The organism is Halomonas binhaiensis (genome assembly GCF_008329985.2).
GTDB lineage: Bacteria > Pseudomonadota > Gammaproteobacteria > Pseudomonadales > Halomonadaceae > Halomonas > Halomonas binhaiensis.
In genome coordinates this window covers 3,106,501-3,124,373 of record NZ_CP038437.2, presented here as the reverse complement: position 1 = coordinate 3,124,373, position 17,873 = coordinate 3,106,501, and the positions used below count along the sequence as shown (strand labels likewise).

12 protein-coding genes are annotated in these 17,873 nt (G+C 57.9%); 6 read left to right on the top strand and 6 right to left on the bottom strand.

The annotated features are described in order from the left end of the window. Window positions 1-58: 58 nt before the first annotated feature. Window positions 59-1,078: a glutathione S-transferase family protein gene (locus E4T21_RS13755; RefSeq protein ID WP_149285611.1), complete on the top strand. Its 1,020-nt coding sequence runs from the start codon at window positions 59-61 to the stop codon at window positions 1,076-1,078. Window positions 1,079-1,226: 148 nt separating this feature from the next. On the opposite strand, the gene E4T21_RS13750 is transcribed toward E4T21_RS13755, so the two are convergent. Further along, window positions 1,227-1,691: a YaiI/YqxD family protein gene (locus tag E4T21_RS13750; protein WP_149285610.1), complete on the bottom strand. Its 465-nt coding sequence runs from the start codon at window positions 1,689-1,691 to the stop codon at window positions 1,227-1,229. A gap of 477 nt (window positions 1,692-2,168) precedes the next feature. On the opposite strand from E4T21_RS13750, the gene E4T21_RS13745 reads away from it, so the two are divergent. Then, the gene (locus E4T21_RS13745) at window positions 2,169-3,884 is read left to right on the top strand and encodes a DEAD/DEAH box helicase (RefSeq protein WP_149285609.1); all 1,716 of its coding nucleotides are present in this window, start codon (window positions 2,169-2,171) and stop codon (window positions 3,882-3,884) included. A gap of 533 nt (window positions 3,885-4,417) precedes the next feature. Next, window positions 4,418-6,067 (top strand): methyl-accepting chemotaxis protein, encoded by a 1,650-nt coding sequence (locus E4T21_RS13740; RefSeq protein ID WP_149285608.1) that lies wholly within the window; start codon window positions 4,418-4,420, stop codon window positions 6,065-6,067. A gap of 39 nt (window positions 6,068-6,106) precedes the next feature. Here E4T21_RS13740 and E4T21_RS13735 read toward each other — a convergent pair whose 3' ends face one another. From E4T21_RS13735 to E4T21_RS13720, 4 genes are all read right to left on the bottom strand, one after another. Continuing rightward, entirely contained in the window at window positions 6,107-6,826 is a 720-nt protein-coding gene (locus E4T21_RS13735) for a glutamine amidotransferase (protein WP_338036099.1), read from the bottom strand. 3 nt (window positions 6,827-6,829) lie between these two features. After that, window positions 6,830-8,026: an acetylornithine deacetylase gene (argE, locus tag E4T21_RS13730; RefSeq protein ID WP_149285607.1), complete on the bottom strand. Its 1,197-nt coding sequence runs from the start codon at window positions 8,024-8,026 to the stop codon at window positions 6,830-6,832. Window positions 8,027-8,215: 189 nt separating this feature from the next. Further along, the gene (locus E4T21_RS13725; protein ID WP_149285606.1) at window positions 8,216-11,560 is read right to left on the bottom strand and encodes an AAA family ATPase; all 3,345 of its coding nucleotides are present in this window, start codon (window positions 11,558-11,560) and stop codon (window positions 8,216-8,218) included. Continuing rightward, window positions 11,557-12,849 carry an exonuclease SbcCD subunit D gene (locus E4T21_RS13720; RefSeq protein WP_149285605.1) on the bottom strand — a complete coding sequence of 431 codons (1,293 nt, stop codon included), beginning with the start codon at window positions 12,847-12,849 and terminating at the stop codon, window positions 11,557-11,559. Before E4T21_RS13720 ends, E4T21_RS13725 begins: the two co-directional genes overlap by 4 nt. 75 nt (window positions 12,850-12,924) lie before the next feature. Between E4T21_RS13720 and nfi the strand changes: the two genes are divergently transcribed. Next, window positions 12,925-13,641 carry a deoxyribonuclease V gene (nfi, locus tag E4T21_RS13715; protein ID WP_149285604.1) on the top strand — a complete coding sequence of 239 codons (717 nt, stop codon included), beginning with the start codon at window positions 12,925-12,927 and terminating at the stop codon, window positions 13,639-13,641. Window positions 13,642-13,713: 72 nt separating this feature from the next. Next, window positions 13,714-14,286, top strand: a complete 573-nt coding sequence (locus E4T21_RS13710) for a DUF1415 domain-containing protein (protein ID WP_149285603.1) — start codon at window positions 13,714-13,716, stop codon at window positions 14,284-14,286. Window positions 14,287-14,333: 47 nt separating this feature from the next. Here E4T21_RS13710 and E4T21_RS13705 read toward each other — a convergent pair whose 3' ends face one another. Beyond that, a complete protein-coding gene (locus E4T21_RS13705) occupies window positions 14,334-15,212 on the bottom strand; it encodes an aldo/keto reductase (RefSeq protein ID WP_149285602.1) in 879 nt (292 codons plus the stop codon). A 257-nt stretch (window positions 15,213-15,469) separates the two neighbouring features. On the opposite strand from E4T21_RS13705, the gene E4T21_RS13700 reads away from it, so the two are divergent. Then, window positions 15,470-17,803 (top strand): mechanosensitive ion channel family protein, encoded by a 2,334-nt coding sequence (locus E4T21_RS13700; protein WP_240349145.1) that lies wholly within the window; start codon window positions 15,470-15,472, stop codon window positions 17,801-17,803. Window positions 17,804-17,873: the final 70 nt, after the last annotated feature.

The following is a 17,873-nucleotide window of genomic DNA, read 5'->3' as shown; positions in this document are numbered from 1 at the left end:
GGCCCAATGAGATCGCTCAGCCGAGAAAGCACAGGTCGGGAAACGTGGAGCACGAGACATGGGTAAGTTGGTCAATGGCATCTGGCATGATCAGTGGTATGACACCAAAGCCAGTGGTGGTGAGTTCGTGCGCGAGTCAGCTCAACTGCACGATTGGGTAACGCCGGGAGGAAAGCCTGGCCCGGATGGGCAGACTGGTCTGCCGGCAGAGCCTGACCGCTATCATCTTTATGTATCCCTGGCATGTCCGTGGGCTCACCGTGTTCTGATCATGCGCAAGCTCAAGGGGCTGGAGAATCTGATCGGAGTCTCCCATGTCAGCCCTCTGATGCTTGATCAAGGCTGGACCTACGATGTTGCTGAAGGCTCCAGTGGCGATGCGCTCAATGGCGTGGACTACCATCATCAGCTCTATACACTGACGGATTCCAGGTATACGGGTAGAGTGACAGTGCCGGTGCTGTGGGACAGAAAGACTCGGCGCATTGTCAATAATGAGTCATCTGAACTGTTACGCATGCTCAATGTGGCCTTCGATGAAGTGACGGGAAATCACCTGGATTTCTATCCGGAAGATTTACGTAGTGCTATCGACGAGGTCAACGCTGATGTGTACGACCATATCAATAATGGTGTCTACAAGGCGGGGTTTGCCACTGAGCAAGCGGTATACGAGAAGCATGTAACAGCTCTGTTCGATGCCCTGGATCGGATGGAAATGCGCCTTTCGTGCCAGCGTTATCTGACAGGGGCCTGGCTGACAGAAGCTGATATTCGCTTGTTCACTACGCTGGTGCGTTTTGATGCGGTCTATCATGGCCACTTCAAGTGCAACCTGCGGCGCATTGAAGACTACCCCAATCTATCCAGCTACCTGCGCGAGCTCTATCAGTGGCCGGGTATTGCTGAAACGGTGAACATGGATCATATCCAGCGCCACTATTATATGAGTCACGCGACCATCAATCCCAACGCCATTGTTCCTCTCGGCCCCATGCTTGATTATGAGCGTCCCCATGGCCGCGAGAGATTGGAGGGGAAAGGGATCAGGCTGAGAGTGACCGAAGCGCCGAGATGAACCATCAGCTATCAGCTTTTGCCATGCATGAAGGAAAAGCCGAAAGGTTGAGCTGATTTATCCTCGGGTAGCCTCCGTATCAACATACGTGTCTCGATGTCCTGGCTTATGGCTTATGGCTTATGGCTTATGGCTTATGGCTTATGGCTTATGGCTTATGGCTAGTCATGTATTTCGCCAGCCAGCGGTCCAGGGCATTGGCGAATTCACGCCGATCGCTGTCTGAGTACCCCTTGGGGCCGCTGGTATGCTCGCCACTGGCTCGCAGTGTTTCCATGAAGTCACGCATCTGTACTCGGGCACGGATGTTGTCCCGAGTCAGTGCTTCTCCACGGTTGGTCATCACCATGGCACCTTTTTCCAGGGCATCCATGGCCAGAGGAAGGTCGGCGGTGACCAGCAGGTCTCCCGGTGTCAGGCGCTGGACAATTTCATTGTCGGCAGCATCAAAACCATGACTGACTGCAAGGCCCTTGACCCATTTGGAGGGTGGTAGAGGAATCTGGTGATTGGCGACAAAGAAGGCTTGAGTACCGGTGCGCTCGGCAGCACGAACGATGATGTCGCGGGCAACACGAGGACAGGCATCGGCATCGACCCAAAGGGTTGGCATGGGATTCTCCACGAAACGATTCCCCATCATAAAGTATGGATCTGTGCTAGCCAGACCCTTTTGCTGATGGTAACATGCGCGCTCCTCGCATGTGCTGACCCCACCATCATGATGCGCGATCATCTCCAACAGCAGCTCAATGGGACTCTGGAAGTCCTGCTGTGATGGAGACCAGATAGGCGCTGTAACGTGTTCCACAAGTGACGCGTTCGATTTGTGAAGATGGAGCACCGCTAAAAAATCCTGCTACTCAAGTGGGATTGGTGCAAGACGGTCGCCACGATGGTTCGAGCTATGCCACAGACTGATGTTCCGTGGAAGGCGAACCAATGCCAGGTGCGACCGACGTCCCCGACATCGAAGTTGACTCTGCCAGGAGCGGAGCTTCTATCCTGCTGTTCGCGCTTACCATGTGATCGCGTCAGGGGCGTCACCCATGTTTTTTGCCGGTCAACCCGGCCTACCAAGGTGTGATTCATGACCTCGACTGTTGTCGCCTCGCCGTCCTTCGGTGATCTGGCCCTGCTGCCTGCTGTTCTCTCTGCTATCGAGACCCTGGGCTACGAGACTCCCTCGCCCATCCAGGCACAGACCATTCCCGCATTGCTGGAAGGCCGCGACATGCTGGGCCAGGCCCAGACCGGCACCGGCAAGACCGCTGCCTTTGCTTTGCCACTGTTGTCACGTCTCGAGCTCGAGCGCCGTGAGCCCCAGGTACTGGTGTTGGCTCCAACCCGTGAGTTGGCCCAACAGGTGGCCGTGTCTTTCTCCCGTTATGGCCAGAACCTGAATGGTCTGGAAGTGGCTACCTTGTGTGGTGGTCAGGAATATCGTGATCAGCTCAGCGCCTTGCGCCGTGGTGCTCAAGTAGTAGTCGGTACGCCTGGTCGTGTCATCGATCACCTGGATCGTGGCAGCCTCAAGCTGAATGGCTTGAATGCATTGGTGCTTGATGAAGCCGACGAAATGCTGCGCATGGGCTTTATCGATGACGTCAAGCGTGTCGTTGCGGATACCCCGGAAGATGCACAGCGTGTGTTCTTCTCCGCGACGCTGCCCAGCGAGATCGAGCGCATCGTCAACAAGTACCTGGTGGACCCGGTCAAGGTCACCATTGAAGCTCGTACCACTACCAATGAGAGCATCGAACAGCGCCTGGTGCGTGTCGATGGCGGAGCCAAGGTCGAGGCGCTTGCACGTATCATCGAAGTCGAACCGGTGGATGCTGCCATCGTATTCGTGCGCACCCGTGCTGCCTGCACCACGTTGACCGAGCAGCTGTCCGCTCGTGGTGTCAATGTGGCCAGCCTGTCCGGGGACCTGGATCAGAGCTTGCGCGAGCGTACCATCACGCGTCTCAAGCGTGGAAAGGTCGATGTGTTGATTGCTACCGACGTGGCGGCTCGCGGCCTTGATGTACCGCGTATTACCCATGTCATCAACTATGACCTGCCACAGGATGCAGAGGCCTATACCCACCGCATCGGGCGTACTGGCCGTGCCGGCCGTACAGGCATCGCCATTACCTTTGCCGGCTTCCGTGAAGGCCGTAAGGTTGGCTGGCTTGAGCAGGCGACCGGTCAGAAGATGGACGTCATGGAGTTGCCGGATGAGACTGCGATTCGCGCTCATCGCGACGAAGTTTTCCACCAGCGTGTGGTCGCTACCCTGACCAAGGGTGCCGAAGAACAGAAGGCTCTGATCGAACGTCTGGTTGAAGAAGGCTATGATCCTGTTGAGCTGGCTACTGTATTTGCTGCCATGGCCCGTGCCGACGAGCCGCCCATCGGTCGTCTGCAGGCTCCGCGTCGTGAACGCAATGAGCGTAGCGATCGTAATGATCGTGAGCGTAGCTCGCGTCGTCGTGACGACCGCGCACCGCGCGAAGGCATGACCCGTTACCGCGTTTCCGTGGGACACAAGGACGGCGTCAAGCCGGGTCAGCTGGTAGGGGCTCTGGCCAACGAAGGGGGAATTGAGGGGTCGCGTATCGGTCGTATCGATATTCGCAATGCTTTCTCCGTGGTTGAGCTTCCCAACAGCCTGCCGGCGAGTATTCTTACCAAGATGGCACGTGCACGAGTGGCTGGCCGAGCTCTGGAAATCAGTGAAGATCGTGGTAGTCCCGAGCGTGCTCCGCGTCGCCGTCGTGATAATGGCGATGCTCCGGTGCGTAGGCAGTCGCGCGCCTGATAAGCTGAACCAAGGGGGGAGTTGATCTTCCCCTGACACAACAAGGCCGGTGAGGAGAACCTCACCGGCCTTGTTGTGTATAGATAGTACGTATTTATAGATAGTACGTATTTATAAATAGTCGGTGTGCTTATGTGGGATGAATTGGCTTCTGAGCGCTTGGTTGGGCATTACGTCACTTCTGACATGTCTTGTACCGATACAGCGCCAGAGTGACACCGACAAAGATAAGGGAATAGATCACAAGTTGGGTCATACAAGGCTTCCGAAATGATGAACCCCAAGTGCTCTGCAATTGAGGCGTGGCAGCAGGAGCATTGGGGGAGTCATGACGGATGCAGAATTAAAGAAGTTTCCACTGGGGTCGATATCTCATAAGGATAATGATTTTCGTCCCTTGCGAAGGAAGACAGACAGGATATGGACTTGACGCAATGTGAAACTGTCTCATCGGACTGCCCTACGAATCTTCGCCTGATTGGGTGCTGTGGTCGTCTCGTCAGCGCATGTGTCAACACTCATAGGATATTGGCATGAACTTGAGCAATCTGAGCGTTTCTACGCGCCTTGCTTGGGGTTTCGGTACTCTTCTTGCCATGCTGATGCTGGTGGTGGCAGTGGGGATCCTGCGCATGGGAAGTATCAATTCCGAGATGACATCCTTGATCTCGCATCGTATACCGGCAACCGAGCTCATCAATGATACTTCCTACCGGGTGGTAGATAATGCCCGGGTCGCACGCAACATGATTTTGCATAACAACGATCACGACAAGGAAGCCAATAAAGATGCCTATGACCAAAATCTGGCGGTCATTAATGAGAACCTCAATAATCTCGCGTTGCGGATCAACAATGCCCAGGATAGGGCATTGTTCGATAAAGTGAGCAGGACTCGCGCTGCCTATGAGAGCTATACCGATAACGTGATTGCCCTTGCCTTGGCGCATCGCTCGTCCGAGGCAACCGCCTTGCTGTTCAGTTCGCAGTATCAGCGACAGGGAGATTATCTGGCGGCATTGGGTGAGCTGAGGGCCTACCAGAAGCATCTGATGGAGAGTGATGCTCGGTCTACCCAAGAGCTTAATGGTCAGACACGCGATGCCATGCTGGCTGTTGGCTTCATCGCGCTCCTGCTCGGTGTGGGGTTGACCTGGTTGATCACGCGCAGTATTCGACGCCAGCTCGGCGGAGAACCGCGTGTTGCAGTACAGATTGCTCGTGCTGTTGCACAAGGTGACTTGACTCATGCAATCCTTGTCAAGGACGGTGACACTGGAAGCTTGATCGCCCAGCTCCAGCAGATGCAGCTCGGCCTGGCGAAGGTGGTGGGTTTGGTGCGCGGAGGGGTCGAGTCTGTGACGGTGGCTTCAATGCAGATCGCTGCAGGTAGCCGTGACCTGTCTAGCCGCATTGAGATGCAGGCCTCCAGCCTCAAGGACACCGCCAGCGCCATGGAGCAGATTTCTGGAACCGTGCACCAGAGCGCCGACGTTGCGCAGCAGGCTAGCAGGTTGGCTGACACCGCCTCGCAGGCGGCCTGCAGTGGTGGTTTGGCTGTCGAGCATGTAGTGCACAGGATGAATGAGATATCCTCCGTCAGCCAGCGTATCGGTGAGGTCATCGGCGTTATCGATGGTATTGCCTTCCAGACCAATATCCTCGCACTCAATGCTGCCATCGAGGCTGCTCGTGCTGGTGCTCAGGGCAAGGGATTTGCCGTTGTGGCTGCGGAGGTTCGTACCTTGGCCAGAAATAGCGCGGAGGCGGCAAGAGAGATCAAGCAATTGGTCGAAGATTCTGCAAACAAGGTTGATTCCGGCAGCGCCCAGGTAGCCGATGCCGGGCAGACGATGGGTGAGATTGTCGATCAGGTTGGCCGTGTCAATCAACTCATCGGTGAATTGGCGTCGGCTGCGCGTGAGCAGAGCATGGATGTTGAGCAGATCAGTGATGCCGTGGCGCAGATGGATCGGACCGTCCAGCAGAACGCTTCCCTGGTCGAGCAGAGTGCCTCAGCGGCCATCGGTCTCGAGGAGCAGGCCAAGAGCTTGGCTCGCGCGGTTGAGGTATTCAGAGTTCCGGACCACTACAGGGCAGGGAATGAGCCTGATTTGACGGGTCGTGATAGGGTTGACGAGGGAACGAAGGTAGAGAGGGAGCCAGCCGGGGCTGTGAGCTGACTCCCTGTTCCGGATGCTACCGACTCAGATTGTGCCTGGCTATCGACTCATGAGTTGCGCAAAACGTGCTAACAGCGCACTGGCATCGGGGGTTGGGTGGATGCTTGCGTAAAGTGCCTCGGGATCTGCCCCCTGTTGCAAGAGTGGCTCTCGCTGATGGTCGAGGTAGCGTCGCATGACGTCGACATCGAACTCAGGGTGGAATTGCACACTCCACTGGCGTGGACCATAGCGCAGCGCCTGATGCGGGTCATGGGCGTTGCGTGCCAGAACCGTGGCACCGGCAGGAGCCTTGAGCACGGTCTGGGAGTGGGTCAGATGGGCCGGGAATATCGCTGGCAATTCGGCAAACAATGGGTCATCGGACGCCGCTGCATCCAGCTGAATCATGAAGCTGCCGCATTCTCTACCAGCGGGGTGGTAGCCAGCTTCTCCGCCAAGCGCATCGGCCATCAGTTGATGGCCATAGCATACACCCAGCAGTGGCAGATCGACCGCCAGCGCCTGACGTAGCCAGGGCTTGAGCGCCTCGCTCCATGCCTCGCGATCGGTGACCATGGCATGGGAGCCGGTAATCACCGCGCCGCGTAGTGACTCGGGGGCGGGAAGGGCATCAGCCCCTCGCGCATCGACTACGTCAATGGGTAGAGTGTCGGGAGCATTGAGCGCTGCCGCGAACAGCTGCTCGAAGTTGCCCCGATGCTCGATGACATCATCGAAGCTATCGCCGGTCTTGAGGATGACCAAGGGTTTCATCATCGCTCAAGCCATCCTCAAACGTTCGCCCAGAGCCTGCATGAAGCGGCTGCTCGCTTCGAGTTGGCTGATATCGATATATTCGTCCGGCTGGTGTGCCTGACTGATACTGCCAGGACCACAGATGACAGTCGGCAGGTTGGCCAGCTGGAATTGGCCAGCTTCGGTGGCATAGGCCACTGCACCTGGAGGCTGGAACTGGCCCTGCTGTTCATGACACAGCAAATCATGACACAGCAAATCATGACATAGCTCCAGGGCTTCACGATTATCGCGATCTGCCAAGGCCGGTACCGTCGTATTGAGTGCCTCGGTGGTGATGGAGGCTTCGGGAGCCCGGGCCTGCATTTTCGCTTCCAGTTCCTTGGCAGTCGTTTCCACCCGGGCCAGAAGCTCTTTGGCATCGTCGGTAGGAAGGTGGCGGATTTCCCAATCAAACGTACAGCGTCGCGCCATGATGTTGATGGCAGTGCCGCCTTCTATCTTGCCGACATGCAGGCTCGAATGAATGACGCTGAAGGCCTCATCGACACGACCTTCCTCCTTGAGTTCAGCCATCACATCCTCGATGCGGGTGACCAGACGCGCCGCGACATGAATCGCGGAGACACCTTGATAGACCTGGCTGGAGTGCGCTTCGCGCCCGATGACCGTGGTGCGGAAGTTGGTAGCCCCCTTATGGGCAACAACCGGACACATCGACGTAGGCTCTCCCACAATGACGGCTGCCGGGCGTGGGTGATCACTCATCAGGCGCTCGATCATGCGTGGTGCGCCGACACAACCCACTTCTTCGTCATAGGAAAGTGCCAACCAGATGGGAACCTGAAGATCATCCTTCAGCCAGTTTGGCAGTTCTGCCAGAGCGCAGGCAATGAAGCCTTTCATGTCACAAGTGCCGCGACCATACAGGCGAGACGCGTTGTCGCCTTGACCCTGGGTCAGGGTAAAGGGATCTGTGGTCCAGGGTTGACCATCTACCGGTACCACGTCGGTATGTCCGGAAAGCACCACACCGCCAGCGACATTCGGCCCGATACGTGCCAGCAGATTGGCTTTAGTGCCTTCGTCATTTTCCACCCGCCAGTAGTCCACGTCGTGCTGATCCAGCCAGCTCTCGACGAATTCGATCAAGGCCAGATTGGAATCACGAGACACAGTCGCAAAGCCCACCAGGCGGGCGAGCATTTCAGTGGCGGTCATAAGGCACTCCTGAATCAAGACAGAGAAGAGACTACCACGGCCGCTCTGTGCACGGCAGGGGGAGGAGGCTTTCCCGGCACTATTGTGGGCACCCGATCAGGACTGCTTCGACATGTGGCCCATGTGCTGAAGCCATGGGCTCATGGGTATCATGCGTCGGTACCAGTCATTGATATCAGCTACCTGATATCAAGAGCGAGCCAGCCGGGCACGGCTGGTGCCATTGCCCAGTGGCTCGATGATGATCTGAACAGGGATGCGCTCGTGCATCTCCTGGACATGAGAAATCACACCCACCCGGCGACCAAGTGCCTGCAGGCCATCCAGTGCTTCCATGGCCAGGGCCAGAGACTGTGGATCAAGGCTGCCGAAGCCCTCATCGATGAAGAGCGACTCAATGACGAGTTCGCCAGACGCCATGGAGGCCAGTCCCAGGGCAAGGGCAAGGGACACGAGGAATGTTTCGCCACCGGACAAGGAGTGTACCGAGCGCCGTTCATCCCCCATGTCGCGGTCTTCCACCAGCAGTCCGAGGGAGCTGCCACCACGGATAAGGCGATAACGGCGGCTGAGCCCAGCCAAATGCAGGTTGGCGTGCTCCAACAGTTGTTCCAGATTGTAAGCTTGGGCGATTCGCCGAAATGCCTTGCCATCGGCAGAGCCGATCAGTTCATTGATCTGGCCCCAGCGGCGGTGCTCGGCACGTGCTGACTCCAGTTCGCTCTGGGCCTGTTGCTGGCGCTGACGGCGACGGTCGTCGTCGCGTAGAGCGTGGATGGCTTCGTCTCGCTGCTGCTGCCTGCTGTCCAGAAGTGGAGCAAGTGCTTGCTGTTCAGCGAGCACTTGCTTGAGGTGCAGCTGGAGGCCGTCCTGAGTCTCTTCACTCAACAGAGCACTGTCATTGCTGTCTTCATCGGACTGAGCCGTCGGCTCCTGGGCTTGTCCCTGGGCGAGGACTTGAGTCATCGCCCGGCGATGCTGAACCAACGCCTGGCGGCGTTCAGCCAGACTGGCATCGGTGCGCTGCAAGGTCTGTTCGGCAACGGACAGTTCCTGATCCTGATGACTGGCTTCCTGTTGTGACTGGGCCAGTAGCCGGGTCAGCGTCGAGTCGTCGAGCTCCGGGTGGGCTTGACGCCATTGTTGCAGTTCCTGCTCCAGTTGCTGCTTTTCCTGATGAAGCTGGTCTTGGCGTTGCGTTTCGTGTTGCAGCCGGGCTTCCAGGCGTTCCTGTTCCCGCTGGGCTTGATGGTGGCGGCTCAAGGCTTTGTCCCGTGCCTGGCGAGCAGAATCCTGCTGTTGTTCTAGATACTGTTGCCAGGCATCCGCGGAAGCATGCTCACCGAGACGGGTCGCCAGTCGCTGGGAGATATTCTCCCTTTGTTGCAGCAGGGGAGGACGAGCATGAACAAGCCGGGCCTGTTCCTGTTCAAGGCTATTGCCTTGAGCATTGAATTGAGCGAGTGCCAGCTGAAGCTGATGGAGCGCTTCTTCCAGCGGACCTAGTTCGGTTTCTGCCTGTGTCAGTTGTGCAAGACGTTGCTCGGCATCATGACGCTGAGTGGCATATAGCTTGCGTTGCTCTTCCAGCCAGTGTCGACAGGCCAAGGGATCAGTGTCAGGCAGAGCCTCATGCAGCGGCAGTTCACGGAAACTCAGACGAGCCTGGGCCAGGCGTCGCTCGGTGCCTTCAAGGTCGTTGCGCTGCTGCTCCAGAGACTTCTCCAGGGCGAGATATTCGCCACGCAGTTCATCCCTCTGTTGCTGAGCCTTGTCGAACGCCTGGCGTGCTTGAGCTTGCTGCTCGTCCTCATGCGCTTGCTGCGCGGCAAGCTGTTTGGCCTCGGGAGTTTCCGGTGGTTCATGGCGCCAGGGATGGTCCATTCCGCCGCACACCGGGCAAGGTTCATTCTCCCGGAGATGCTGGCGCAGCCGCGCCACACTTTCGCTACGCACGGCACGGCTGTGTTCAATGAAATCACTTAGCTGACGATAGGTGGTTTCACTCTGCTCCAGGTGCTGCCTGGCTCTCTGGCCGTGTTCGATCAGGCTGTTCTTGCGCTTCTCGTCAGTGGCCAGTGCCTGGGTCAGTTCATGATGAGCTTGCTCGATGCGCTGCAGCTCCTGCCAGGCGCTGGCCAGCTCACTAAGGGCCAGGCCATGTTGCGCGGTCTGGTCGACTTGCTGCTGGGCAGCCTGGCGAGCGTCATCAAAGGAAACGTGCTTGCCGACCAGCTTTTCCAGAGATGCCTGCAAGTCGTCGCGTTGTGCATTGAGCTGTTGATGGCGCTGCTCGGTCTGGCGACGCTGGTCACCAAGCTGCCTGGCCTCGCGTTGGCGTTCCTGAACCTGCCTGTCGAGCTCGGCCAATTGATGGTCCAGCGTTGCCAATGCCTGGGTATCTTCACGGGCCTTGCGTAGCGAAGGCTCTACCTGTTGTCGATGCTCACTGGCAGAAACCAGTGTTTGCTCGGCTTGTGTGTAAGCGGCATGGCTGACCTTTAGCTCAGCATTGGCGGCGTCCCATGCCTGGCGCGTCAGGGTGAGAGCTTCTTCCTGTGCGGAGAGCAGGTCGGGAAGCTCTTTCTGACGTTGCAGGCGATGACGTTGAGGAGCCAATTGTTGGCGCCATCGCTGGTCAGTACGCACATCGGCCAGAGCCTGCCAGCGCTGCTCGGCTGCGGTGTGCTGCTGGCTGCCTTCCATCCAGGCCTGGTGCAACCTGGTATCGGTTGCATGCCATTGTTGCTGAGCATCAAGAAGCTTGGCTTGCTGCTGTACGGCATGCAACGCTTCCTCGGCCTGGGAGGCTTGGTCTTCCAGTTCGGCACGGGATTCTGTATCGGCAGGCAGGTCACCGGAAATCTTGGCTTCGAGCGCTTCGACCTGCTTTTTCGCGTTGCTGGTGCGGCGGTAGGCGGCAATGGAAATGGCAGAATATTCGGCAGTGCCGGTCAAGCGTTCCAGCAGGTCACTGCGCTCGTTGTCATCAGCCTTGAGAAAGGCGGAAAATTCGCTCTGGGCTAGAAGAACCGCACGGGTGAACTGGTCGAATGTCAGCCCCAGGCGTTCCGGCAGCAAACGCTCGAATTCGCGTTTCTGAGTGGTCAGTAGTTGCCCGTTATCGAGGTCGTGCAGGGATTGTTCCACCGCCTGCAACTTGCCCGTGGCCTTGTCGCGGGCACGGCGAACGGCCCAGCGTGATCGATAGTGATGTCCGTCGCGGCCAATAAAGTCCACTTCGGCATAGCCACTGGCGCAGCCTCGCCGCAACAGGGTGCGGGGGTCAGCGGTACTGACCGTATCCTCGCCAACATCCGGTAGTGGTGCATCACGTCCGGGGGCCTGTCGCAGCCGTGGGGTGTTGCCATACAGGGCCAGGCACAATGCATCAAGCAATGTGCTCTTGCCTGAACCGGTCGGGCCGGTGATGGCAAATAAACCAGCATCACGCAGTGGTGGTGCGCTGAAGTCGAGTTCCAAGGGGCCGGGAAGCGAGGCCAGGTTGGCCAGCCGTAGCGCAAGAATCTTCATGGCTGGTTCTCCTGTCCCACATCGTCCAGCACATCTTGCAGCAAGCGATCGAAATCGGACATGACGTCTGTGCCGGGCGGCTCGTTCCAACGTTCCTGCCAGGTCAGCTCGAACAGGCGTCGTGGCCCCAGAGATTCAAGGTCTACCTTGTGGGGAGAGGCATTTTGTTCGCTCTGTGGCAGGCGTCGTTCCAGGCGCAGCAATCGAACAGGCTTGTCTTTCAATGCCGCATCCACCTGAGCTTTCAGGTCAGGGACGGGAGCGGCCAGTTCCACCCGAACTTCCAGCCAGGGCCAGTATTCGCGGGGCCGTTCCGAGGCGCTGGTCAGGTCGACAGTCATGGCCGCCAGTTGTGTCAGAACGTCATCCAATGGCGCCGGGCCAACTCGGTACATGGCCACGGGGCGAGGTACGGCAATGGCCTCCACTGAGGACAGGATTTCACCCTCCAGGACAATGGCGACCACTTGATGGGGATAGTTCACTTCACTGAAATCGAGTGGCAGCGGGCTGCCGCTATAGCGGATGCGTTCCTCGCCAACCTGCTGAGCGCGATGCAGATGCCCCAAGGCGACATAGGCAATATCAGCGGGAAACAAGGACGCAGAAATGGACTCTTCACCACCAATGACAATGGGCCGTTCACTGGCTTCGGAAACAGCCGCACCATGCAGGTGAGCATGACTCATGGCCACCAGGGCCTGGCCAGGCTGACGCTTGCTGCGAGCCGCCGCGATCAACTGCTGATGAACCTGAGTGACGCCGGATACGTAGTTATGTCTGGGATCGTTATGCTTGGTGTCATTCTGGGATGCTTCATCCAGTTGCACCCCGTTTCCCGTGACCTCGGCGGGTCGCAGGAACGGTAGCGCCAGACACCAGGCACATGTCGTGCCGTCAATATCATCAAGGGGTACCAGCAAGCGCTCGCTGTCGAGAGTACCGTCATCCAGCCAGCTTACTCGGCCCAGGGCATGAGTGCCCAGGCGTTGCATCAGCGGGGCCGGAAGCTCGATACGATTGCCGCTGTCATGGTTGCCGGCAATCAGTACGATATTGAGGCTTGGCAGGCGCTCATGGGCAGATACGATGAAATCATAGAGCAACTGCTGCGCACGCAGAGAAGGGTTGACCACATCGAAGATATCACCCGCCACCAACAGGGCATCGGCCTGGCGCTGTTCCAGGGTATCGAGCAGCCAGTCGAGAAATGCCTGATGTTCTGCATGACGCTCCTGACCATGGAAGTTCTGGCCCAAGTGCCAATCCGCGGTGTGGATGATGTTCAACGGCTCCTCCCTGAGAATATGTGTATGATGCGTTAGGCCCTAGTCTACCGCGATGCCATGCCAGGAAAATAACGGATGTCTACGCCCACTACCCGACACCTGCATGATTGGGATCTTGCGCCTCGCGATGCGATTGCGCTGCAACGCCGTCTGGCAGGACAGGTCGAGCGTCAGGATCGCCTGGCAGGTGAGGTGAAATATATCGCTGGCGTCGATATTGGCTTCGAGCCATCCCTGGGGACCGACAGGGAAGTGGGGAAACGTGACGGGATCACGCGAGCAGCAGTGGTAGTGCTGAATTGGCCGGAGCTGAATGTTGTCGAGCATGTTGTGGCTCGGGAGCCAACACGCATGCCCTATATTCCCGGGTTGTTGTCATTTCGTGAGACACCTGCCGCATTGGCTGCCTTTGCGCAATTGAAGCACAAGGTCGGCCTGGTCATGGTCGATGGTCATGGTATCGCGCATCCTCGGCGGCTGGGAGTGGCCGCACATCTGGGCCTGTGGCTGGACCTGCCAACCTTGGGCGTGGCCAAGAAACGCCTGACCGGGCAGCATGGCGAGGTACCTGAAGAGCGCGGAGCCTGGACACCTCTGAAACATGACTGCGAGATGCTTGGCATAGTGTTACGCTCCCGAGCAGGGGTCAAACCGATATTCGTTTCACCCGGACACCGCTTGTCGATAGATAGTGCCAGGGACTGGGCCATTGCCTGTCTTGGCCGCTACAAGCTGCCGGAACCTACGCGACTGGCGGACCGTCTTGCTTCACGCCGGGATGCGTCTTCCTGATCCTTGAAGTGATCGTCGTCCGAATACTTCACATTGTTTATTCCTTTCAGATTATCTCTTTCAGAGGATGTGATGCCCGAAACCACAGCCGGCCGTAGCGTGTCTCCTTGCATCAAGGCTACCCAGACCTGGGTGGAGTCCTTTGTCGTGGCACATAACGTCTGTCCTTTCGCGGGGCGGGAGGTAAAGCGTGGTTCGGTACATTACCGCTCTCTTGACGGGCGACATCTGGAGGAGGCATTGCTCGGGCTGATCGATGCGTGTTCGCATCTTGATCGTGTGCCCGAAGTAGAGACGATACTCCTGGTATTTGAGCGGGGGCTGGAAGACTTCGATGATTACCTGGACGCCTTGATCATGGCGGAAGCGTTATTGGCGGAACAGGGTTATGAAGGTGTCTACCAGTTGGCAAGCTTCCATCCCGATTACGTCTTCGAGGGCTCCGATGAAGATGATCCTGCCAATTTCACCAATCGTTCCCCTTGGCCAGTGTGGCACCTGCTGCGAGAAGCCGGGCTGGAACAGGCTTTGATGCATTACGCTGATCCGGAGCAGATTCCCGTGCGCAACATTACCCGCATGCGCGAGATTGGCAGTGAGGCTCTTGCCCAGCACCTGGTCGCGCTGCGCTATCCAAGTGACTGACGCCAAGTGACTGGGGCCAGGTGATTGAGAAGGGAACCAGCGTCTTGTTAAACGATATCCAGGGGCACCTTGCGTGACGGTGCCGGGAACCATTCATCGAGCCGCGTGAGCGTATCCATGTCCAGATCGATTTCCAGAGCCTTGGCGTTATCTGCCACATGGGCGAGTGACGTGGCCTTGGGGATGGCGATGACATCTCGGCAGTCATTGGTCTTGCGAGTCACCCAGGCCAGCAATAGTTGGGCAGGGGTGAGGGAAAGCTCTGCTGCCAATTGGATGATGGATGGATCATGTAATGGGTTGCTGCCATAACTACCAGCTTGTGCCAGGGGGCAATAGGCCATGATTGGCATCTGATGCTGTTGCATCCAGGGGCGCAATGCCACTTCGATGCCTCGGGATGCCAGATGGTAGAGCACCTGATTGACGGTGCATGCTTCAGCTGCGCCAGGCAGTGCTGCCAGAGCCTGCATCTCGTCGATGTCAAAATTGGAGACACCAAAGTGGCGAATCTTGCCACTGTCGGCCAGGCGCTCGAAGGCTTCAAGGGTTTCTGCCAAAGGAATGCCGCCGGGCCAGTGCAGTAGATAGAGGTCCACATGGTCAGTGCCCAGGCGCTTCAGGCTTGCCTCGCAGGCGCGGATGGCGCTATCGCGGCCAGCGTTCCAGGGGTACACCTTGGAGACGAGAAACACCTCGTCACGGCGCCCTTTCATGGCTTCCCCCACCACCTCTTCAGCACCGCCATCTGCGTACATTTCCGCTGTGTCGATCAGGCTTAGGCCCAGATCGAGCCCATGCTGCAAGGCCTTTACCTCGTCACTATGGGAACGGCGGTCTTCACCCATGTGCCAGGTGCCTTGACCGATGGCGGGAACCTCTGCGCTGTCTGGCCCATGCCCGATACGTACCTGGGAAATCGTCATGATGCGCCTCGTCAGTCTCTCTTTTCATTTATGTGGAAGGATTTTCCAAACTGGCTGGCTGAAACTATGGCAGTGAAGGGGGTACTACGCAATGCTGCATCCGCCATACTGGATTAAGGTGCCCGTGAGGGTGCTGTAATGTAGTGAGGAGGCAGAGGGGTGCGTATCATGTGCCCCATGGAGCGATTGTCTATCGTGTACCCCCGCAAGAGGCGGCTGGTGACAGCAGGAGGCGGACGGTGACGTCAGGAGTAAGGATGCGGACAGACTGGTTGGCTGAACATGCGATCCAGGCCATGCAATGGCTGGGGGTGGTAATGCTGGCAATGATGTTGGCATTGCCTGTGCAGGCACAGAGCCTGGGCTTGAGCGCACTCAAGAGTTCATCGCCAGATCAGCCTTCTGCGCAGGAACTGCAGCAATCCCTGGATACGCTGATCAGTACTCTGGAAGACGATCAGAGCCGGACACAATTGGTCGAGACACTGAAATCATTACGCAGTGCCAATCAGGTTTCGGCGGATGAGCACTCGACCTCAGAGGGGTTGCTCGGCGCCTTGGCCGAAACGGTCAGTGAGTTGGGAAACCAGGCCGATGGCGGAGATTCCCCCTGGGCGCAATGGAAATCCCGATTGACTCAAGGGTGGCACAGCACCATCGATAAGGTAGTGGCGGCCGATGGCGGAGAGATCGTACGCTTTCTCATTGAATTCAGTGTGTTGCTGAGTGCCTGGGTGGGTATGGTGGTTGGCCTGATTGCTCTGGGACGCTTGATCGGCAAGCACTATGGATGGCCGATGGACCTGCCCAGAGAACCCAAGGCCTGGCTGTTGGCTGTCCATTTCCTGCGTCGCATGCTGCCCTGGGCACTAGGGTTTCTGGCTGCGCTAGGGGTGGCCCAGTTGGCGTCAGAATTCCATGGCCGTACGGCGGTGCTGCTGATTGCTTACGCTGCTTTGTGCGGGCGTACGCTGTCAGTCGTCGTGGAAACCGTGCTTTCGGTATTCACGCGTGGGCACCGTTATACAGCGGTCCATATCCTGCAGCAGAAAGCCTTGCGTCCGCTGTTTGTGATAGGTGCCCTGATTGCCTTGGGAGATGCCTTTCAGACTGCGCGCCTGACCGAACAGCTAGGCCTGGATCTGGCGTCATTGGCCTCGGTGCTGGCCAATACCCTGGCCGCTTTGCTGTCGCTTCGCTTCATCTTGCGTTTCAAACGCCCGATTGGTCACCTGATCCGGCATCGACATTATATCCACCGTCGGGATAGCGGCAGTCATGCTGAAGTCATCCGGGTGGTTGGGCAGTTATGGCATATTCCGGCATTGTTGATTGTCGGCGCTTCCCTGGTATCCATTTTTGTCACTGGAGGGGATGTCGGTACGGCATTGGCTCGCTCGATCATCAATTCGGCCCTGCTGGTATTGACGCTGGTGATGACAGCCTTGTTACGGCGTCAGCGCGAGCGCCATGAGCGAACGCACAAGCGCTACCGCCACAACAGTGAGTACCTGCGCCGTCTGGAGCGCTTCGCGTATACGCTTGCCCATGTGCTGGCCTGGCTGGTGTTCGCGGAGTTGTCCATGCAGGTCTGGGGTGGCTCTCTGGTGGGCATCGGTAGTGAAGGGGTGGCAAGTGGACGTCTCGGGCATGCGGTGCTGGCGATTGCCTTTACCGTATTGCTGGCCTGGCTGGCATGGATCTTTGTGGATACTGCCATTCAGAGCTCCTTGACTTCCCCGTCTCGTTCTCGTGGCCGGCGTGTCAATCAGGCCAGGGCTCAGACGATCACCCCGATGATCCGTAATGTGATGTTTGCCACCATTGTGATCATCGCTGCCATTGTCGGTCTGGCCAACATCGGCGTGAATGTGACACCGCTGCTGGCGGGGGCGGGTGTGATCGGACTGGCGGTGGGGTTTGGGGCCCAGACTCTGGTTCAGGATCTGATCACGGGCATCTTCATCCTGATCGAGGACTCCCTGGCGGTGGATGACTTCGTCAGGATCAATAATTACATGGGTACGGTCGAAGGCCTGACGCTGCGCACCGTGCGGCTGCGCGACCTGGATGGCATCGTGCATATCATCACCTTCTCGCGTATCGAATCGATCCATAACATGTCGCGTCAGTTTGGTATTGCGCTGATGAAGATTCGTATTCCCTATGACATGCCTATCGACGATGCGACGAGCCTGATGCAGGAGACTGCCAAGGATCTGCGTCAGGACCCCATGATGCGCCACCATATCTGGTCGCCGCTGGAGATGCAGGGGGTTGATCGGTTCGAGGATGGTTGCGCCATTCTGCGTATGCGTTTCCGGACCGCACCCGAGATGCAGTGGGATGTATCCCGCGCCTTCAACATGCTGCTCAAGCGACGCATGGAAGAGATGGGGGTTCATCTTGGAGCACCACGCCTTAGCGTGAGCATGGAAGGCCTGGGAGGGGGGCGCCTGGATGGTACTACCCAGCCTGGAGAGCCGGATCATCAGCGTCGCGATGCCAGCGGCCGCAAGCCTGGAGAAGCCGGAGTTGCGGACCCTTTGCACCAGACCAGTTCGAGTGGTGGTGCTCCAGATCCCGCGTGATCAAGCCGGTATCGAGAAGCCGGTATTGAGAAGCACGACAGGCGCCCGTGGACGTCTGCCGTGCTTCCGG